The organism is Lysinibacillus sp. FSL L8-0126, assembly GCF_038630385.1.
In the GTDB taxonomy this organism is placed as follows: Bacteria; Bacillota; Bacilli; order Bacillales_A; family Planococcaceae; genus Lysinibacillus; species Lysinibacillus fusiformis_D.
Genome location: NZ_CP152028.1, coordinates 3,328,937 through 3,349,550, shown reverse-complemented (window position 1 = coordinate 3,349,550; position 20,614 = coordinate 3,328,937). Strand labels below are relative to the sequence as shown.

Sequence of the window (20,614 nt, the reverse complement as noted above, 5' to 3'; positions counted from 1 at the left end):
TATTATAATTGCTGATATTTTCTAAGTTATTCCATTAGATTAGATTGAACAATCGTATTCCTAGAACAGGTAGTAAGGGGTTGCATCGCACTTAATCATAGTTCTTTTTAGTTCTTTTATACTACATTTTTTAATTTTTCAATAGGTCATCAATACATATTTGGCTATTTTCAATATAGTAAGTGGAACCAATTTGTTTCAATTGCTCACGATTCATATAATTCATACTTATTTTACCATTTAATGCGACACGCACCTCAAATAAATTTTCCTCTATTTGTGTGATTTCTAGCGAATTCATTCCATCCAGTTGGAAATTTACAGTTTTCATTTTGAACACCTACTTTATAATTACTTCTCAATCAATGAATGCAATAAAAAAATACCCCAAACGGACGGGGTAGAAAAAATAAACTATTACCAAGCAGTATAACCAAAGTCATAAGTAAAATCTACTGTTGCCTTATTTGCCTATATTTTTATTTGATGTTTATAAAGAGGCGTAGCATTATCTTTTGCTTTTTTGCTGAAATTAAGGCTTAAGGTAACAAAGTTTAAGTACATGAGGGTACATTTTATAGAAAATAAACCAAGGCTTTTTTGCGGAACAATCCAACCCATTTCGATTATAAGAAACATAAAAATACGCCTTTCTAAACAGTGGTTAAACTGTCTAAAAAAGGCGTTATAAAAATACGCAGTATAATTGCTATAATCAGTTTTTCTGTCAATGTCCGCTAAGATTAGGCGTTTAGCTAGCCATCATATCAATGCGGATTTTGTCTGCGATCATGGCAATGAATTCGCTATTTGTTGGTTTGGATTTTAAGTGATGCACAGTGTAGCCAAACATCGACGAAATGGATTCATAATTGCCACGATTCCACGCAACCTCAATGGCATGTCGGATGGCACGTTCCACGCGAGATGGTGTCGTATTGAATTTTTTCGCGATTTCCGGATATAAAATTTTTGTCACAGATCCTAGTAACTCAATATCCTCAAAGACCATTTGAATGGCTTCACGTAAATAAGAATACCCTTTAATATGTGCAGGTACACCAATTTCTTTAATGATGGCCGTAATCGTGCTGTCTAATTGATGCTGATTTAATTTTTGAGGTACTGTCGGTTGTAACACGCTTGTCTTTTTCGGAAGTGTCGCCTTCTGTCCAGCACAATGTAGAATTTTTTGTACCAATTGATCGAATTCAAATGGTTTTAGCATGAAATAGGAAGCCCCTAAATCGACCGCTTGTTTCATGACATCTTCCTGGCCAAAAGCTGTTAGCATAATGACTTGGATGGATGCCATTTTCTCATTTTGATACATGGACTCTAATACAGCTAAACCGTCAAGATGAGGCATTATTATATCTAGAAGTAAAATATCTGGTGTGAATTCCTCAAGCATTTGTAGACAAACTTTCCCATTTGAAGCAGTTGCAATAATTTCTATTTCGGCATGTCCTTGAAAATACTGCTCCATTGTTTTTAATAACTCACGATTATCATCTGCAATCGCTACTTTTACCTTTGTCATTTCAATTCCTCCTTCTGGACTTGCTTTGAACACCTCAAAGCGTTAACCTAACCCCTAAATGCCGTTTTTGGCACACTGTGGAATTTTCGACATTTTTGTTTTAAAAACCTTTTCTATTTCCAAAAATGAGTATGTAGTCCGATACTTTCTTTTTATATCGACAAGTTACGCTAAATAGCTGCAACCTGTCGAATGCTCTTATTACTTATTTTAGATAAAAAATGTAGATAAAACTACAGTTTTTTTAAATATCATGACTCCTTCAGGAAGTTATCAGAAATACTTGTTGAAAAGGTAAAAATCCGCGTAGCTTCCTGCGGCTCTTGCTATGCTCACGGAAAAAAGCGGATTTTTACCATTCATCATTTTTTTAGGAAGATCTTCTTAACATTTCTGCTACAGTTAGTGCTGCTCCTTTTTTCGGCTCCTCCACAAACATATGTGTCACAGCACCGACAAAACGTCCGTCTTGAATGATAGGACTGCCACTCATTCCCTGCAAAATACCACCAGTTTTTTCGATGAGCTTTTTGTCAGATACTAAAAATTCAAGGCGTTCATTTTCAACTTTTGTAATTTCAATCGTAAAGGATTCCACCTTACTGCCTTCAATGGCTGTATAGATTTCAGCTTTCCCAGCTTTTATATCTTTTTCGTGCATAATTTCTATGGCTTTGGGCAATCTTTGTTGATAACCCTCTTCCCAACGGCCAAAAATACCATAAATAGTATTTTTATCTATACTGCCTAGTCGTTCTTGGTGCTTTTCAATGGAGGAAATTTTATAGCCTGGTTGACCCGGTGTGCTTTTACGAATTTGTTGGATGGAAGCTAAAAATATGGAGCCTGCTTTAAAAACAGGGGCTTCTTGTAGGGTTGAATCGACAATTTGATGACCTAGTGCACCGTAATTTTTTGTCTCTGGATCAATATAAGTCAGTGTTCCTACTCCATCTGTTTCATCTTTTAAAAAGGAAATGACATGCTCTGCTTCTTGGTCTTGTAACTCCAGTGTAATTTGTTGGCCACCACTATTGATCGTCCATTTCTGTTGGCCATCCTTTGCCACAGCTTGTTTGGCATCAGCAAGAGATTTTACTGGGACATCATTTATTTTTTCAATCACAGCACCTCCCTTCATCCACTGATTGGAAGCTAACAGTACATCATGTGCTACAAATACATGTGATAATTGAAGTTGAATTCCAATCGCTTCGCCCATTGGTATAAGCTTTTTGGCGGCAAAAGCTTGTATAGGCAACACTAACAAAAAGATGAGCATAGGCAAAATGACTAATTGACGCCAATGACGATTCATACGACACCTCCTTTTCATTTTTGTCTTTTTACTATGTGTTGTTGTGCCATTCTTATAAGCGGTAAATATTTGTGCAAAATGAAAAAAGCCAGAAACAGCAGACACTGTTCCTGGCATAAAAATTTAACGCATCTGTTTTTTTCGTTCATCCGCCATTTTTAAAAGTTCCGTTGCATGCTGTAATGTTAAGGCGGTAATTTCTGTTCCGGACATCATGCGACTTACTTCTTCAATTCGAGCATCTTGATCAATCTCTGATAAAGATGTAAATGTTCGATCATGCTCCACTTCTTTTTTTATAAAGTAATGATGATCAGCCATAGCAGCAACTTGCGGTAAATGTGAAATACATAAAACTTGAGAATTAACGGAAATCGCGGCTATTTTTTCTGCAATGGCTTGCGCCACACGGCCACTGACACCCGTATCAACCTCATCAAAAATAATGGATGTAATGCCATTAGAAGAGGAAAAAATGGTTTTTAATGCAAGCATCATGCGCGATAATTCTCCGCCTGATGCAATTTTTGGTAAAGACTTCGGCGGTTCTCCAACGTTTGTAGAGATATAGAAAATGATCTGATCTTTCCCGTTAGCATCAAAATATGGTAATTCATCGAAATTGACAATAAATTTTGCTTTTTCCATATGTAATTCACGTAACTCTGCCATAATTGCTTCACTTAATTGCTGGGCGGCAGCTTTACGTACAGTTGAAAGTTCACTCGCCAGATCACTGAGCACAGCTTCCATTTCTAACACACGTCGTTCTTTCACTTGCAATATTTCATCACGATTCAACAGCTCATTTAACTCTGTTTTAATTTTTTCGTAATACGCTAAAATTTCTTCCACTGTTGAACCATATTTGCGCTTTAAATTTTGCAATAACGCTAAACGTTGCTCAACCTCATTTAAACGAGCTGGATCAAATTCTAATTCATCTAATACATTTTTGACCTGATAGGCTGCATCCTGCAAGGCATAAAACGCAGTTGTCACCGCTTCAGAAGCTTCTTTAAATTGTTCGTCAACTGTTGCAGCATCTTCTAGCGCGCCCATAGCAGCACCAATCCAATCGAGTCCTTTCGATTCGCCTTGAATGGCCTCATAAGCTGCACTAGAGCGTTCAAAAATTTTATTGAAGTTCATAAGACGGCGACGTTCATCTAGGAGCTCGTCTTCCTCACCTAGCTTTAAATTAGCTTCCTCTAGCTCTTTTATTTGGAATTGATACAAATCAATCCGTTGTGCCATCAATTGTTCATCGATGGATATGGAGGCTAAGTCTTTTTTGAGTAAACGGTATTCCTCATAGTGAGTACTATACGTTTTTTGAATAGGTGACAGCTCTTCCTCTGCAAACTGGTCAAGCAAATTAATATGCTGTTTTTCATCCATCAACTCTTGATTTTCATGTTGACCATGAATATCAATGAGACTTGCCCCAATATCTCTTAAAACGGATAAGGGCACAAGCTTTCCATTTACACGGCAAATACTTTTACCAGAATCATTTAAATCACGGCGTAAAATAACGGTATCTTCTTCTATTTCAATGCCTGCTTCCTCTAATTTTTTCAGAACGGGATGAATGGAACTCGAAATTTGAAATAAGCCACCCAATTCTGCCTTTCTTGCGCCATGACGAATAAATTCAGTATTGCCTCGTCCCCCCGCAAGTAAATGCACAGCATCAATGATAATGGATTTTCCAGCACCCGTTTCCCCTGTGAGTACAGTTAAGCCTTCTGAAAAACTCACTGTCAAATCCTCAATGATAGCAAAGTTTCGAATACTAAGCTCTCTTAACACAAATTGTCACCTCTGAATCAAATTCCCCATTTTTTAAAGCATGTCTAATAAGCGATTTTTTGTATTTTCACGCTCATTTTCATTTCGACAAATAATTAAAATGGTATCATCTCCAGAAATTGTACCTAAAATTTCTGGCCAATCTAAATGATCAAGTAAGGATGCAATCGCATTCGCATTCCCTGGGAGAGCTTTCATCACTAAAAAGTGAGATGCGCCATCAATACTTACAAATGCATCTGCTAATGCACGATGTAATTTTTGGACTGGGTTGAAACGCTGATCTGCGGGCAGACTATATTTATAGCGACCATCCTGTAATGGTACTTTTACTAAGTGTAGCTCTTTTATATCGCGTGATACCGTAGCTTGTGTCACATTATAGCCTGCTTCTTTTAAAAAATCGACTAAATCATCTTGTGTTTCAATTTCATGATTGGCGATAATATCCCGAATCCGTATATGTCGTTGTCCTTTATTCAACGAAATCACCTCTTATAAATAATAGTATATGTGTATAATCACCCTACCATTTTCAACAAAAAAGCACAAGAAAAAACACGGCTCAATAAGCGAGCACGTGTTATTTTAAAGAATTATGCGCTTCTTCAACGAGTGCATTAAAAGCTGTATATGCAGGGATGACTTCTTCTCCAATAGGATTCACTAAATGGAATAAAAATTCAATATTTCCTTCTCCACCTGTGATTGGAGAGAAAGAGGCATCCTTCACGACAAAGCCAAGCGTTGTCGCCATAGTGGCCGTCTTTTCTAATACTTCTAAATGTACTTTTTTATCACGAACAATCCCTTTTTTACCAACCTTATCTTTCCCCGCTTCAAACTGAGGTTTCACCAATGCCATAACATCACCACCTGGCAGCAATAATGTTTTTAAGACTGGTAAAATCAGTGACAACGAGATAAAGCTAACATCAATTGTGGCAAAAGCAGGTAAGCCTTCTGATAAATCAGCTGCCGTGGTATAGCGAAAATTCGTTTTTTCCATGACCGTGACACGTTCATCCGAGCGAATTTTCCAAGCCAATTGGTTCGAGCCAACATCCAGTGCATAGCAATGTCTTGCGCCATGTTGTAAGGCACAATCTGTAAAGCCGCCTGTAGAGGAGCCAATGTCAAGCATTAGCTTCCCTTCTACAGACATATCAAAAATTTGCAGGGCCTTTTCTAGCTTCAGACCACCACGACTTACATATTTTAAATCAGAGCCCTTTACTTGTAGCGGTGCATCGACGGCAATTTTCTCGCCTGCCTTATCAATACGTATTTCATTCGAAAAAACAAGTCCTGCCATAATGGAACGTTTTGCTTTTTCTCGTGTTTCACATAATCCACGCTCTACAAGTAAAATATCTACTCGTTCTTTTGGTTGTTTTGTCATTATTTATTCAAACCTACTTGCTGTTTTTGTTGAAGTAATACATGCATACGTGCAACCGTATCCTCTGCAGTCATATGAATTTCTGCAAGAAGCTGATCGACGTTACCATGCTCGATATATTGATCTGGAATTCCCATACGATCAATGAGCGCATTTAAATAACCATGGTCGTGAGCAAATTCTAATACACCACTACCGAACCCACCTTGTAGAACTGCTTCTTCAATCGTTAAAATCGGTTTATGATCGGCTAATATACGGTGCAGCATATTTTCATCCATCGGTTTGATAAAGCGAGCATTGACTACTTCAATGTCGATCCCTTGCTGTGCTAACATGTCAGCCGCTGCCATTGCCATTGGAATCGTTGTTCCAAATGTCAAAATCGATGCATCTTTCCCCTCACGCAATACTTCCCAACTACCAATCGGTAATGCGACAAGCTCATCATCTAGTGGCACACCTATACCGTTTCCTCGTGGGTAACGAAGAGCAATAGGACCACCATCATAATCAATCGCTGTTTTCACCATATGCTGCCCTTCATTTTCATCCTTTGGCATCATAATCGTCATGTTTGGAATATGACGAAGGAACGCAATATCAAATACACCTTGATGTGTTTCTCCATCTGCTCCCACTAAGCCAGCACGATCAATACCGATAAAGACATTTAAATTTGGGCGAGCAATATCATGCAATACTTGGTCATAGGCACGTTGCAGGAATGTAGAATAAATTGCTAGAAATGGCTTCATCTTCTGTGTGGCTAGACCTGCTGCCATTGTTGCTGCATGTTGTTCAGCAATTCCTACATCAAAGAAACGATTTGGGAAGTCTTTTTGAATGCCTTGTAGCTTGGAGCCAACAGGCATAGCGGGTGTAATGGTCACCACACGCTTATCCTCATGAGCAATTTTACGTACCGTCTCAGCAACTAAACTACTCCAAGCTGGCCCCTTGGCCTCAGACTTGACAAAGGCACCGTTTTCAATTTTATAAGGACCTGTCCCATGCCAATTGCCAATAGTATCGTCCTCAGCAGGTTTATAGCCTTTCCCTTTTTTCGTAATCACATGTAGAAGGACTGGGCCTTTCACTTTTTTCGCATAAGATAAAGTCGTTTCAAGAGCCTCGAAATCATGTCCATCAATCGGACCAAGATATTTAAAACCTAGCTCCTCAAAAAACACTCCAGATACCACTAAATATTTTAAGCTGTCCTTCAAACGTTCAGCTGTAGAAGCAAGCTTACCACCTAATACAGGAATTTTATTAATGAGTGATTCTAGCTCTTCTTTCGCTTTGGAGTACTCCTTGGCTGTACGCAAACGACCTAAAACACTGTGTAAAGCACCAACATTTGGTGCAATCGACATTTCATTATCATTTAGTATGACAATCATATTCGTTTTCGCATGCCCAATATGATTTAAAGCCTCCAGTGCCATACCACCAGTTAAAGCGCCATCACCAATGATCGGGATAACATAGCTTTGTTCTTTTTTAATATCACGTGCTGCTGCCATACCCATGGCTGCTGATAAGGAAGTCGAGCTATGACCTGTTTCCCATTCATCATGTTCACTCTCCACGCGCTTTGGAAATCCACAAAGCCCTTTGAACTGACGCAGGGTGTCAAATTGACTCGCACGACCTGTTAAAATTTTATGCACGTAAGCTTGGTGGCCAACATCCCACAAAAACTTATCTTTTGGACTGTCAAACATTTTATGCAGCATTATCGTTAGTTCAACTACGCCTAAATTCGGCCCGATATGCCCGCCTGTGACAGAACATTTTTCGATTAAGAAGGTACGAATTTCTTGAGCAAGTTGCTCAAGCTCCTTCCTATTTAAGTTTTTTAAAAAGGATGGACTAGTTATTTTATTTAAATCCACCTTTCTCACACACCTTTTCAATAAAATATTCACCGCAATTGTGTTTCCACCATTATAACAGTGTTATCAATATGCTAAAAGTACGAACACTCCATTGTTTGCATATTGCAAACGTTCCCACCTATTCTAGCATATTCTTTTCCTTCAACGCCTTAATTTTCTCTTAGTTTTTACGATGAACAATATACGCAGCAAAGTCACGTAACAAGCTGACATCTATTGGTAATTGATCAAGTGCATTAATGGCATGTTGATAATGCTCAGCAAGCTTTTCTTTTGCTCCCTCTAACGTTAATAGTGCTGGGTAGGTGCTTTTATCACTAGCTACATCTTTCCCAGCTGTTTTTCCTAGTTCTTCTGTCGTTCCTTCAATATCTAAAATATCGTCTTGAATTTGGAAAGCAAGACCGATATGATGCGCATATTCCTTCAAAGTAGCACGGTCCTGCGCTGATACATCTGATAATACAGCTCCCGCTTCAATACTAAAGCGCAATAAAGCACCTGTTTTATTGACATGGACCTGTTCCAGTTCAGCTAAATTCAACTGACGTTGCTCCCCTTCCATATCAAGTACTTGACCACCAACCATGCCTTCTGCGCCTGCTGCTACGCTAAGCAATTGGACAAGTTCAATGCGTTTTTCAGCAGACACTTCCATACGTGCTAAAATGCCAAATGCCAATGTATTTAGAGCATCTCCAGCTAATGTAGCCAGTGCTTCTCCAAACACCTTATGATTTGTTGGCTTGCCTCTTCTGAAATCATCATTATCCATGCTCGGTAAATCATCATGGATTAATGAATATGTGTGAATGATTTCAATTACAGAACCGACAATCAAACCGTCCTGTAGATTTTTACGGTAAAGCTCAAGCACAGCTAAGACAAAAAGTGGACGAATACGTTTACCGCCTGCCTTTAATGAATAAAGCATGGATTCCTTTAAATCCGCTGGTGCATCAATTTTTTCAACAAGTGCATACATAGTTTCTTCAATTTGTGGTATATTGCTTTCGATAAAGTACTTTAATGGCTCATTCATTTCCTAATTCTCTCCCTTTAGTGGATCAAATGCTGTTGTTTCACCAGTTTCTTGGACAATCGATACAAGCTGCTCTTCTGCATGTTGCAGCTTACTATGGCAAAACTTTGATAGCTCCATTCCTTGCTTGTATAAATCAATCGCATTTTCCAATGGCACATCGCCTTGCTCTAGCTGGCGAACGATTTCTTCTAATGCCGTCATGGCTTCTGCAAATGTTTGTTGTTTTTCTGTCACAACGATTCCCCCTCATTCTTTGGCAAGATATTCGTCACTTCAGCCACTACCTTTCCATCATGGAAAGTGAGCGTAAGCTGATCCTGCTTTTGCACCTCAGTGGATGATTTAATCATTTGCTGATCTTTATATGCTACTGTAAAGCCTCTAGTTAAAATGGATAGTGGATTTAAAGCTTCTAATGTTCTAACAGTTGCCTCGAATTGTTGTTGCTGCTTCGCCACATAATACGTCGTAGCACGAGATAATTGTTGGATGCGTGCTTCAAGCTCCCGTTGATGGAAGGCTAGTGCTTTTTTTGGTGAATGTTGCTCCACCGTACTATGTAATTGTTGAAGCTGGGCGCCTTTCTTCATCAAATCCACTTGCATCGTTGTCTGCAATCCGGACTCAAGCTGTGCTAATCTTTCCGTAAAAGGTCGATAAAGTCTTTCGGGCATGGACAATGGATAAGACTGTTGGAGTTTATTTAGACGTTGACGTTCAGTCATAAGTTGCGACCTAACCATCTGATGAAGTTGTGATTTTTGCGAAAGCACACGTTGAAATAATTCCGCCTGATCTGGTACAGCCATTTCGGCAGCTGCTGTTGGTGTAGGTGCACGTAAATCAGCAACATAATCAGCAATTGTCGTATCTGTTTCGTGACCAACTGCGCTAATAATAGGGATTCGACTGTCGAAAATAGCCCGTGCGACTATTTCTTCGTTAAATGCCCAAAGATCCTCGATTGAGCCTCCCCCTCGTCCGACTATCAACACGTCACAGCTTGCCTCCTGATTAGCACGTTGAATATTTTGCACAATATTCGGGGCTGCTTGTGCTCCTTGAACGAGTGTTGGATAAATTAAAATCTCAGCCAGTGGGTATCGTCTCTTTAACGTCGTACAAATATCTCGAATGGCAGCACCGGTTGTCGATGTTAACACACCAATTTTTTCAGGAAACTTTGGAATCGGCTGCTTCCACTCCGGTTTAAAAAGCCCTTCTTTTTGCAATTGCTCTTTTAATTGATTAAAGGCTACAAATAAGCTTCCAATGCCATCAGGTTGCATTTCCTGCACATAGAGCTGATAGGTTCCATAGCCTTCGTAAACGTTTACATCACCGCGAATAAATACTTGCATACCTTCCTTTGGCTCAAATGCTAACTTCGCGGCCGCTGTTTTAAACATGGTAGCCGCTATTCGGGCACCATCGTCCTTTAATGTAAAGTAAATATGACCTGATTGATGAATTTTAACATTCGATAGTTCACCCTTTACATATACTTCGCGTAAATGTGGATCGGCATCAAATTTTCGTTTAATATATTTTGTTAACGCTTTTACAGTTAAATAAGAAGCAGAGGACATGTTTTCGGCTCCTTTACTAAAATCAAGTTTTTCACAAAACTACACCTATCATAACATTTTTTACGGTCGTTGACGTGACTAAAATGCAGTTTCGCTAGAAAAAACGACGATGTTTCCTCTATCGAAAAATAACTATAACATATTCCTACACGTTCTCACTATTAGAAACCGTATATTGTGATACATTACAAAACAAAGTCCCATAACATGAGTCGTTATGAGACTTTATATTTTAATAGAATAGTAATAAAAGGGTCCCTACAATAAAGCAATAGTACGTAAAATAGCTAAGTTTACCACTTTTCATAATGCCCATAAACCAACGCATCGCAAAATAAGTCATAATGAGTGTTGCTAGGAAAGTAGCTGCATAGGGCAACGCTAATGTACCTTTATTCGGTTCGTCTAAAAAATCTGTAATCCCTAGGACAACCCCACCCAAACTTACAGGAATATAAAGCATAAAGGAGAAACGTAAGGCAGTATCCTGCTTCATCCCCACAGCTATAGCTGAAATAATTGTTGCTCCTGAACGGCTAATGCCTGGCGTTAAAGCAACCGCTTGCCCTAATCCAACAATAATGGCATCTTTTGCACGTAAATCTGCATCTTTTTTCTTGCCACGCATATTACGTATTAACCATAATGCGGCCCCTGTGACAAATAACATGAGCGCAATCGTTGTCATACTGACGTTATCAGCTATGACATCACTTAATAACACCCCTAAAACGCCAGCAGGGATCGAACCAATCACGATATACAAAGCAAAGCGAAAATCTGCATGATACCGTTTTTCACGTGTCTTCAGATAAAGAAAAAAATGGGTAATAAGCCGAACAATATCCTCACGATAAATATACATAATAGCAAGTAGCGAAGCTGTATTTGTTAAAATGGCAAACGTAAATCCTTGCTCCCCAAGTCCAAGTATTTCACTGGCGATCATCACATGTCCACTCGACGATACAGGGATGGGTTCTGTGAAACCTTGGACAAGACCAATGATGATATGTTTGACAATTAACACAATATCGATATTTTCCATAAAAACCTCCTTCTAAGTATGTATGTCCCAAACGTTACATTAGACGTCAAAAACAGCATAAAAGTTCTGAATTTACGTCACATAAAAAAGGCATCTCAAAACAATGTTGAGATGCCTTTTTTCGTAAGGTTATTTATTGTGCAAGCTTATTTTCAGCTGCTTGCACAGTGTTGAATAGTAACATAGTGATGGTCATTGGGCCTACGCCGCCTGGTACAGGCGTAATATGAGACGCAATTCCATCCACTTCTACAAAGTTTACGTCACCGCATAATTTATTGTTGTCATCGCGATTAATCCCTACATCAATGACAACAGCCCCTTCTTTCACATGCTCTTTCGTAATAAAGTTCGCACGTCCAACAGCGGCAATTAAAATATCTGCTTGTTTTGTAAATGAAGGCAAATCTGGCGTTTTAGAATGCGTATAGGTCACCGTTGCATCCTTTTGCAATAATAGTTGTCCCATTGGTTTACCAACGATATGACTACGTCCTACGATGACTGCATGTTTTCCAGCGATTTCAATTCCTGAATACTCAAGAAGCTTCATCACGCCAAACGGTGTACAAGGTAAAAATGTTTCTTGGCCAAGCATCATTTTCCCAACACTGACAGGTGAGAAACCGTCGACATCTTTCTCGACAGCTATCGTTGCAATGACTGTATCCTCATCAATATGTTTTGGGAGTGGTAATTGTACTAAAATACCGTGAATATCCTCACGTTGATTTAAACGTTGAATTTGTGCTAATAATTCCTCTTGCGTTGTTTCTTCTGGTAATTTAATGAGTTCTGAGAACATACCAATTGCTTCACAAGATTTTTGTTTATTTCTCACATATGTAGCTGAAGCTTGGTTGTCTCCAACTAATACAACCGCTAAACCAGGTGTTAACCCTCGTTCTTTTAAACGAATGACACGCTCCGCCACAGCATTACGAATTTCTTGACCAATCTCTTTACCATTAATAATTGCACTTGACATAAACCTTCGTTACTCCTTCCAATTCAACACATTATTCTTGTTCTGTAAATTTAGAAAGTACACCATTGACGAATTTAGATGAACTATCTTCGCCAAATGTTTTACATAACTCGATTGCTTCGTTTAGTACTACTCTTTTTGGTGTTTCAGGCATGTATAACAGTTCGTATACAGCTAGGCGTAATACCGTTCTTTCAATTTTGGGTAGACGGGCAAGTGACCACTTTTCAAGATGCTGTTCTAATGTAGCATCGATTTCCTCCAAATGTTCAGCTGTTCCATTCACAATCTTTTCATAGAAGGCATTGGTAGGTTGACCTTTAATATGGCCCATTGCTTCTTCAACTGTTAGATCCGTGTTGTCTAGCTGAAACAAAACTTGCAACGCTTTTTCGCGTGCTTCATGTCGTTTCATGTAAAGCTCTCCTTCTTAAGTGGCATTAAGGTTTATAATAGCATAAAATCGCCCGAGAAACACGATTTCAAGCAAGTTTTCAATAATCTGAAACCTTTTCCAAGGAACTTTTTGCTTCATTTAGCCTTTCATTCAATTGGAGCTCTCCTCTAATCAAATATGGTTATTCAAAAATGAAGGTTTCATTTCCATAATGGTATACTAAAGAAGAAAATAAAAAGAATCTTCAGAGGTGTTGACAATGCAATATGAGGCTGTATGCACGAGCTGTAAAAAACCATTTAAATTGATGGAAGGTGAGGAGCAATATAAACAAATGAAGGAACGAAAATCTCGCCTATTTTACTGCGAGGATTGCAAGCATAAAATTCGATTTGATGCCATTCGGAACTTCTTTAGCTATTACTAGTGGAGGCCATTTTATGAAGGAACATTATTATACCATTGGTGAGGTTGCCAAACTTTCAAATTTATCGATTCAGACGTTACGTTACTATGATCAAATTGATTTATTTAAGCCTGCTTATACTGATCCCTACACCCATTACCGTTATTATAAAGGCAATCAGCTTTTCTATTTAGACATTATCAAATCGCTTAAATATATCGGCGTTACGCTCGAAGATATAAAAAAAGCACTGACATTAACTTCAGAAGAATTGCTTGCTTTTTTAGCACAGCAAGAGCTACGTATAAACGAAAAGATTTCACGTTTAAACGAAGCCAAAAATACGTTACTGAAAACGAAAAAACAATTACAGGAGCAAATTGATATCCCGATTTTTGGTGAGGTCTATATGCAGATAGAAGAAGCTATGCCCGTTCTGCAAGTGACAACAACTGAATTAACACCAACATCGAGCACGAGTACATATTATGCAACATTAACTAAAATCATCGAAAAGGAAGGCAGTGTCTTAAATAGTCGATATGGTTGTACATATCCTCTTGTGCCCTATAAAGATGTCAATGATATTATTTATGATGCTGTCTTCACTCCTCTTTTAACGGAGCGCACATTTTCGAAGCTTTCACCCAATGTACAGCAAACCATCATCCCTGCTGGTAAGTATGTATGCATTGCCTTTATTTATGACCCCGATACTTATTTTTCGTTCTATGAAAAATTGAGAAATTATGTGTTGGCACAGCAAGAAATTTTTGAATCACAAGTGTATGAGCTATATATGCCAGCAACTCTAACGATGGAGAAAGAAAAGAAATTTATTGTAGAATTAAAGATTAGGCAAAAACAAGAAACAATGATTTCTGCGAAAAAGTAGCTACGGATTCGTATAACTCCTCATGAAAACTTCCAAACTAATAAAAACTTTTAAAAATGAAAACAAATCTTTTGACCCTATAGTTACTATAGGGTTTATCGTATTACATGGAAATAATCTAGTAGATTTAATACAAATGTATCGTGAACAAATAGAAGGAGTACTTTATGAGCAAGAAACAAAATATAACTTTAGCCATTTTACTGTCTAATCTTTTCATTGCCTTTTTAGGGATTGGCTTAGTCATCCCTGTTTTACCAACGATTATGAATGAGCTTCATATTTCGGGCTCTGTCGTTGGTTATATGGTGGCAGCCTTTGCTATCACACAATTAATCGCATCACCAATTGCTGGTAAGCTTGTCGATAATATTGGCCGCAAAATTATGATTGTTGCAGGTCTTTTTATTTTTGGACTTTCAGAGTTTTTATTCGGCTTTGGTCGTTCAGTTGAAATACTCTTTGTCTCCCGTATGCTAGGTGGCGTGAGTGCAGCTTTCATTATGCCAGCCGTAACTGCCTATATTGCCGATATTACAACATTGGCACAGCGTCCAAAAGCACTTGGTTATATGAGTGCAGCCATCAGCACAGGGTTTATAATCGGTCCTGGCATCGGTGGTTTTTTAGCTGAATATGGTACACGTGTACCATTTTATGCAGCTGGAGTACTTGGTCTGTTCGCGGCTATCCTGTCATTTATGTTTTTAAAAGAACCGACACGTGCTACAGACAATGAAGAATCGGCACCATCTATTGTTGGTAGTGTCAAGCGAGTTTTTAGCCCGCTCTACTTCATTCCATTCATTCTTATTTTCGTTCTGTCATTTGGCCTCGCTGCATTCGAATCGCTATTTAGCTTATTCGTCGATCACAAATTTGCGTTCACACCATCTGATATCGCCATTATCATTACAGGAAGTGGTATTGTAGGTGCCTTGGCTCAATTAATACTATTTGATTGGCTGACAAAGAAAATGGGCGAAATTAATGTTATTCGTTACTCACTAATCCTTTCAGCAGTTTTAACATTCGCCATGACGATAGTGAATCATTATTTTGCCATCTTATTTGTTACATTCTTTATTTTCGTAGGCTTCGATTTAATTCGTCCTGCAGTTACTTCCTATTTATCAAAAATCGCTGGAAATGAACAAGGATTTGTTGGTGGAATGAACTCTATGTTTACAAGTCTTGGTAATATTTTCGGCCCTATCTTAGGTGGTATATTGTTCGATGTGAACCTGAACTATCCATACTATTTTGCCACAATCGTCTTAGTGCTTGGCGTCATTCTTGCATTATTCTGGAGAAAGCCAAAGCATATCGAATTATAAAAATGAACGATACACACCTATACAAATGAATCCTAGAGAATCCTCCTAAAAAAGGATTGCCCTTGCGATGAACAAATCATCGTTGGGCAATCCTTCTTTTTATTCATGTACTACTGTTTCTTCTTTTTCGAAATGAATTCCTGTAATATGCACATTCACTTCTGCTGTTTCTAGTGCTGTCATATTCAAAATAGCTTGTCGTATTTGGGTTTGAACTTCCTTCGCTACCTTAGGAATGGCATATCCATATTTCACAGAGCAAAATACATCAATAGCAATTTCGCCAGTTTCCGTTACACCTGATTTAATGCCTTTATTGTGTACTTTTTTACCGAAACGTTCAGCGACACCCGTCGCAATATTTCCACGAGTTGCAGCAATGCCTTCAACTTCATTGACAGCAATCCCAGCTACAACTTCGATCACCTCTGCTGCTACCTCAATTTTTCCAAGCTCTTCTTTTCCAGAAGGTGTTGGTTGTACGAAAGATTGTCCTACTTTCTCTGCCATACAAATATCATCCTTTCCCTTACACATCACAAACAAGTGCTGTACTTACGTTCATTATACTATAAAAAGGAAGGTTTGGCTGTCGAAAGCCGTTTTAATTTATCGATAGAATCGTTGAATTGGAATTATTGATCCTCGACATCTATTAGGTAAACCCCATTTTCAAATCCACCACGTATTATTTTCTTATACTCACGAGTCGCATCTAGCTCTTCATAGCTTACACCTAACACTCTTATGGCTGCATGAATAAGCTCAAGTATATCCGCTAGCTCCTCCATATTTGCTTGTCTATCTTTTGCGTCATGAAATTCTGATGCTTCTTCTATCATCTTAGCTTTTATTGCATTCAATAGCTCATTAGATTCTAGGGCTCGCGCATGATAAGATAAACCCTTCGCTTGAATAATGTCTAAAATCTTATCTCTCACAAGCTTATTGTATACAGGCATCTATTGATTAACTCCCATTCATCCAAAAGTTTTGTACTATCACCAACTTCTATTATATAGTATCATTTCTATAATATAGAAATAGTTTCAGAATAGAGGTGTAGGATGTTACGAAAATGGTTGTTGGGTATTGGGGCGGCTGTCATTATTTTTACAATGCTTATTTTATTATTAGGAAATAGAGCTACTGAAGATACCTTGCTCGCAAAAAATATAATGGAGCAAGCTAATGGTGGCTCAAAAATCGTTTCACTAAATCAATTGACTACTTTTGATTGGGAAAAAGCACAAGTTTATGGACCTTATTTTAAAGTTCCCATAAAGAGAATGAAATTTAGTGTGACAACCATTACACAACGTTACCGCATTTGCTACATTTGTTCTTCCCTCATTATACCAATGATAACCGTCTAAATGATGCGCAACTGGATTTCCACCCTTATTATCAAAACAACATTGGCATGTGTAATTGTCACGACTATAAACATACTTTCTCCAAATTCCGTATCCCTCTATTAATCTTCCTTTCTCTCTTTCTTCCTCCGTTTTATATGGCTTGTAGTTCGGGTTTTCTTCTCCAAATCTTCGCCTGCCATACATAGGATTTTTTTCCTCTAAAATCTCTTTCTTTATTAATGTACGATGATGGTTAATGAAACGTACATTAAATTCTTCTAAAACTTTTTCTTTATTACATTTAGCGCAATACTTGTAACCATCTCTAGGTTTCAATGGTAAGGGTTTTTTCGTCTTGAAGTGTTTAAACAATCCTTACATATAGTAGAATAAGTTGCTTTTGTTTACTTGACCATTCTTACAAGGGCTTTTGTTTCTCCGCATTTATTGCATTTCTTTGACATTTCAAATCCCCTTTAACATCAAATTAATTCAAAATATATTTTTCTCATATAATACAAAGTTACTATTTTTACCACTCGCAATCAACAAGCAAACCATTAATTAGGTTTGCTGATAAGAAATCATATATCAAATCTGTTCAATCAATGTACGCTCATTCTATGTCGTCATGACATGCTTCGAAGTGCGTGCGGAATGTTTTCCTTTGCTCCTATCCACCTCTAGTATGGCTCTCATGAAGTCCCATTGAAACTGTCAACCCCAATATGTCATTGCTTCATCAAAGTATCTTGTAGCGTGACTATGGACTTCTAACAGGGAAAATAAAAAAGATAGAGCTGTTTGCTCTACCTTCAAATCATTTTAATACTATGCTAATTCCCAAACCTCAACCTTGTATTGTCACCAATATTCCATCTTCAAAATATAAATATTTCCCGTAAGCTGAATACACCCATTGTTCCGATGTTCCATATGAAGTAATTGTTCTGTTAATATCATCGGGTTCACCCCAATTTGTAGCAAGTACCTGCTCTTTTGTCATTCCTATGTATACTCGATTTTTGCTTTCTTCAATTCTCTTAGCTTGTTCTTTTGCTTCTCGCTCAGCACGTTCAGCTTTATAGTTTGCAATTCTTTCACGAGTTTCATCTTTCCCTTTTTGTATAAATGCTTCAATTTCTTCTATATCTGTTGAGAACTTTTGATATATAAGTGATGTAACATTTTCATTTAACTTTTCCATATCTAAAGATAAAAGGATGTAATCGTAATAATCGAACGTTTCGGCTTTTTCAAAATATTTTTGAACAGCAAGATTATATAGTTCAATTGTTTTTTCTGTTGGTTTGATTTCACTATCAGCAGTTTGAATAAACGTATTTTTATAATGAGTAATTGCATCTAAGTAATTTTCTTCTTCGATAAGCTTAACAATGCTTTTTTCTACTGTTTCAGCTTTTTCTTGACGCTTTTGGTCTTCGACTGAAATTTCTTCTGTTTGCTTAGTTTCAATTAATTCTTCATTTTCTTCTAACTTTTTTTTAGTTTCTTCATTAGTACAACCAACAAGAGTTAATAGGCATAATGTTAACATTATAAGCTTTTTGTATTGATTACTTACTTTCACAACATTTACTTTGTTTTTCCGCAATTTAATTCCCCCAAAACTAATACTATGGACTACAAGACTATTTTACTACACTTATTGCCATATAAGTATTAAAATATCAAAATAGTTCCATCTTTAATATCGATAACCTAAGTTCATCAGAATATTTCGGTATAAAACTATGCGAAATCATTTAGCTACTAGAAGACGAACGACCTTAAAGCAATCTATGTAACCAAGTATCTATCTAGCTGTTTCTCGAATCGTCTAAGAGCAGTTCTGAGAAGTTGGCAACAGAAAAAGTACACCAATTAATGATGTGCCAACTGTTCTTGATTAAACTCTACCTGTCCATGGTTACCAAAACCTGAAGGAATTAGCTCACTAATAAAAGCTCTTCGAACCATTGCTTCGTATTCTTCATCTGTTAGGTTAGCACTTTTAGTAGCCTCATGCTCGGCTACTAAAAGTGTGTATTCATCAGGATAATCCTTATAATATTCCTTAAGCTCTGATACCTTTGAATTAACTTTACTCCATTCATCGTTTAAAAGTTCATCATACTCAATAGTTGGATTCATTACCTTCATAAAGACCAAATGAGCTAGATAATGAAATTTTTTATCATAAGAAAGTCCATTTTCATAAGTCGGTTTCTTCACTTTATCGATTAACAGCCTTGAGAAACGCTCTAAACATGCTCTTGCTATCACACTATCGCTTTGAGACTCACATGAAATGAAATCACCAAGAATTTCAATCTCAATTGCTTTATAATACCGCTCAATTCCTAACTTTTCCTTAACAGCTTCAGAAACTTCTTCTCTAACTGCTAAGATTTAATCAGGTACATGATATAAGACAAAATACTTTTGATAAGCTTTATACTCCATTCCATAGGATTGTACTACCTGCTCCTCTAGACTTTTTAACTCCTTTATTTCCAAGGGACTTAAAGTATAGTAAGCATAATCTTTCTCTTTACCTACGGAAACATATCTAGCTTTGTATATTGAAGTTATTGAGATATACTTTTGTTTTTTCAAAGAATCCAAAAGATTTTTAAGAGTGCTGACAAGATTTAATTAATACGATTCCCAAAGTTTGTTAGCAATTCCCCTTACCTTCTCCTTTGGAATAATTGTATCTTTTAGTGTGGAAAAAAGCTCATTTACGAAAACAAGTTTCTGTTGACTATTTTCTGTTAAAAAGAATTTTTGTTTTGCTAACTCTTTATAGGTAGTCTCATACTTTCCACTTGAAGCTAATTCATTCAATTGCTTAATCACGTAAGGCAATAAAATAGCTTCCTCTTCCATTTTGCGTCCATTACGATTATCTATTTTTGGTAATGGTGTATCCCTAAGCCCAATTAATGTATATCTGCGTTTTTCCCCCTATGCCCGTTAGATTTCACTTCTTCAAAGTAACGCTCTAACTTACTTATTAATGACTTCAGCGTGTTATCAGGCTTTAGACACCCACGATTTTTCCAAGAAGCACTATCAAACTCAGAACCACTTTCCCCTAGTTCTATTGACAGCTTAATTGCTTCTTCTTTAATATCATAATAATTCTTTTGCAAACTCCTGTTGCCACTATCCTTTCATTGTTTATTCCGATTGACGAATTAAACAGTATTACCTTGACTTAGTGCCTACGCTTCACTTCGTCACTGCAAATGCAACACTATTGTAATTCATCAATCGGTTTCCAGAAGCATCATGAAGCAGGGAACAAGTCCGTTACTCCACTCTTGCTCTTCGAAAGCGAAAATATCTTCTCTAAATCACTTTGTCACATTTCAAAAATACAATTAATTTATTAATATATTGTGTTTTAGAAATGTGACAAAACTATCCATTAATAAAATATAAGTGCAAGTTAAAACCTGCACTTATATTAGGGTTTATTTGTCATTCTCCTCTTAGTTGATATTTTTATTCATTTATCAAATAAGAATGTTATTAAAGTAATTATATCACACAAATTACAA

General features: G+C 37.3%; 22 protein-coding genes. 3 read left to right on the top strand and 19 right to left on the bottom strand.

Annotation, left to right across the window (positions count from 1 at the left end; genetic code table 11):
* Window positions 1-130: 130 nt before the first annotated feature.
* The 13 genes from MHI34_RS16295 to nusB all read right to left on the bottom strand — a co-directional run bounded on the left by MHI34_RS16295 (window position 131) and on the right by nusB (window position 13,067).
* Window positions 131-331 (bottom strand): hypothetical protein, encoded by a 201-nt coding sequence (locus MHI34_RS16295; RefSeq protein ID WP_342503671.1) that lies wholly within the window; start codon window positions 329-331, stop codon window positions 131-133.
* A 420-nt stretch (window positions 332-751) separates the two neighbouring features.
* Window positions 752-1,543, bottom strand: coding sequence for a sporulation transcription factor Spo0A (gene spo0A, locus MHI34_RS16290; RefSeq protein ID WP_036122798.1), 792 nt, complete (start codon window positions 1,541-1,543; stop codon window positions 752-754).
* A gap of 370 nt (window positions 1,544-1,913) precedes the next feature.
* On the bottom strand, window positions 1,914-2,861 hold the full coding sequence (locus MHI34_RS16285) for a SpoIVB peptidase S55 domain-containing protein (RefSeq protein ID WP_036122795.1): 948 nt from the start codon (window positions 2,859-2,861) through the stop codon (window positions 1,914-1,916).
* Between the two features lie 123 nt (window positions 2,862-2,984).
* Window positions 2,985-4,676: a DNA repair protein RecN gene (gene recN / locus MHI34_RS16280; protein WP_058844032.1), complete on the bottom strand. Its 1,692-nt coding sequence runs from the start codon at window positions 4,674-4,676 to the stop codon at window positions 2,985-2,987.
* 33 nt (window positions 4,677-4,709) lie between these two features.
* A complete protein-coding gene (gene argR / locus MHI34_RS16275; protein ID WP_004231170.1) occupies window positions 4,710-5,159 on the bottom strand; it encodes a transcriptional regulator ArgR in 450 nt (149 codons plus the stop codon).
* Window positions 5,160-5,259: 100 nt separating this feature from the next.
* The gene (locus tag MHI34_RS16270; RefSeq protein ID WP_036122784.1) at window positions 5,260-6,078 is read right to left on the bottom strand and encodes a TlyA family RNA methyltransferase; all 819 of its coding nucleotides are present in this window, start codon (window positions 6,076-6,078) and stop codon (window positions 5,260-5,262) included.
* Window positions 6,078-7,979, bottom strand: a complete 1,902-nt coding sequence (gene dxs / locus MHI34_RS16265) for a 1-deoxy-D-xylulose-5-phosphate synthase (protein WP_036122781.1) — start codon at window positions 7,977-7,979, stop codon at window positions 6,078-6,080. Before dxs ends, MHI34_RS16270 begins: the two co-directional genes overlap by 1 nt.
* Window positions 7,980-8,142: 163 nt before the next feature.
* Window positions 8,143-9,024 (bottom strand): polyprenyl synthetase family protein, encoded by an 882-nt coding sequence (locus MHI34_RS16260; RefSeq protein WP_342503670.1) that lies wholly within the window; start codon window positions 9,022-9,024, stop codon window positions 8,143-8,145.
* 3 nt (window positions 9,025-9,027) lie between these two features.
* Entirely contained in the window at window positions 9,028-9,261 is a 234-nt protein-coding gene (xseB, locus tag MHI34_RS16255) for an exodeoxyribonuclease VII small subunit (RefSeq protein ID WP_008179899.1), read from the bottom strand.
* Entirely contained in the window at window positions 9,258-10,616 is a 1,359-nt protein-coding gene (gene xseA, locus MHI34_RS16250; RefSeq protein ID WP_342503669.1) for an exodeoxyribonuclease VII large subunit, read from the bottom strand. The genes xseB and xseA overlap by 4 nt, the downstream gene beginning before the upstream one ends.
* 232 nt (window positions 10,617-10,848) lie before the next feature.
* On the bottom strand, window positions 10,849-11,664 hold the full coding sequence (locus MHI34_RS16245; protein ID WP_058844030.1) for an undecaprenyl-diphosphate phosphatase: 816 nt from the start codon (window positions 11,662-11,664) through the stop codon (window positions 10,849-10,851).
* 133 nt (window positions 11,665-11,797) lie between these two features.
* Window positions 11,798-12,652, bottom strand: a complete 855-nt coding sequence (gene folD, locus MHI34_RS16240) for a bifunctional methylenetetrahydrofolate dehydrogenase/methenyltetrahydrofolate cyclohydrolase FolD (protein WP_058844029.1) — start codon at window positions 12,650-12,652, stop codon at window positions 11,798-11,800.
* Between the two features lie 31 nt (window positions 12,653-12,683).
* Window positions 12,684-13,067 carry a transcription antitermination factor NusB gene (gene nusB / locus MHI34_RS16235; protein WP_036122758.1) on the bottom strand — a complete coding sequence of 128 codons (384 nt, stop codon included), beginning with the start codon at window positions 13,065-13,067 and terminating at the stop codon, window positions 12,684-12,686.
* Between the two features lie 422 nt (window positions 13,068-13,489).
* On the opposite strand from nusB, the gene MHI34_RS16230 reads away from it, so the two are divergent.
* The gene (locus MHI34_RS16230; RefSeq protein ID WP_058844028.1) at window positions 13,490-14,350 is read left to right on the top strand and encodes a MerR family transcriptional regulator; all 861 of its coding nucleotides are present in this window, start codon (window positions 13,490-13,492) and stop codon (window positions 14,348-14,350) included.
* A 167-nt stretch (window positions 14,351-14,517) separates the two neighbouring features.
* Window positions 14,518-15,687, top strand: a complete 1,170-nt coding sequence (locus tag MHI34_RS16225) for an MFS transporter (RefSeq protein WP_058844027.1) — start codon at window positions 14,518-14,520, stop codon at window positions 15,685-15,687.
* A gap of 99 nt (window positions 15,688-15,786) precedes the next feature.
* Here MHI34_RS16225 and MHI34_RS16220 read toward each other — a convergent pair whose 3' ends face one another.
* Window positions 15,787-16,197 (bottom strand): Asp23/Gls24 family envelope stress response protein, encoded by a 411-nt coding sequence (locus tag MHI34_RS16220; protein ID WP_036122753.1) that lies wholly within the window; start codon window positions 16,195-16,197, stop codon window positions 15,787-15,789.
* A 125-nt stretch (window positions 16,198-16,322) separates the two neighbouring features.
* On the bottom strand, window positions 16,323-16,649 hold the full coding sequence (locus tag MHI34_RS16215) for a nucleoside triphosphate pyrophosphohydrolase (protein WP_036122750.1): 327 nt from the start codon (window positions 16,647-16,649) through the stop codon (window positions 16,323-16,325).
* 105 nt (window positions 16,650-16,754) lie between these two features.
* Between MHI34_RS16215 and MHI34_RS16210 the strand changes: the two genes are divergently transcribed.
* Window positions 16,755-17,063, top strand: coding sequence for a hypothetical protein (locus tag MHI34_RS16210; protein WP_271910251.1), 309 nt, complete (start codon window positions 16,755-16,757; stop codon window positions 17,061-17,063).
* Window positions 17,064-17,895: 832 nt separating this feature from the next.
* Here MHI34_RS16210 and MHI34_RS16205 read toward each other — a convergent pair.
* The 4 genes from MHI34_RS16205 to MHI34_RS16190 all read right to left on the bottom strand — a co-directional run bounded on the left by MHI34_RS16205 (window position 17,896) and on the right by MHI34_RS16190 (window position 20,203).
* Window positions 17,896-18,660 (bottom strand): hypothetical protein, encoded by a 765-nt coding sequence (locus MHI34_RS16205; protein WP_342503668.1) that lies wholly within the window; start codon window positions 18,658-18,660, stop codon window positions 17,896-17,898.
* Between the two features lie 269 nt (window positions 18,661-18,929).
* A complete protein-coding gene (locus MHI34_RS16200; RefSeq protein ID WP_036122743.1) occupies window positions 18,930-19,331 on the bottom strand; it encodes a hypothetical protein in 402 nt (133 codons plus the stop codon).
* Window positions 19,332-19,703: 372 nt separating this feature from the next.
* Window positions 19,704-19,916 carry a hypothetical protein gene (locus MHI34_RS16195; RefSeq protein WP_342503667.1) on the bottom strand — a complete coding sequence of 71 codons (213 nt, stop codon included), beginning with the start codon at window positions 19,914-19,916 and terminating at the stop codon, window positions 19,704-19,706.
* Between the two features lie 74 nt (window positions 19,917-19,990).
* The gene (locus tag MHI34_RS16190; RefSeq protein WP_342503666.1) at window positions 19,991-20,203 is read right to left on the bottom strand and encodes a hypothetical protein; all 213 of its coding nucleotides are present in this window, start codon (window positions 20,201-20,203) and stop codon (window positions 19,991-19,993) included.
* Window positions 20,204-20,614 lie beyond the last annotated feature (411 nt).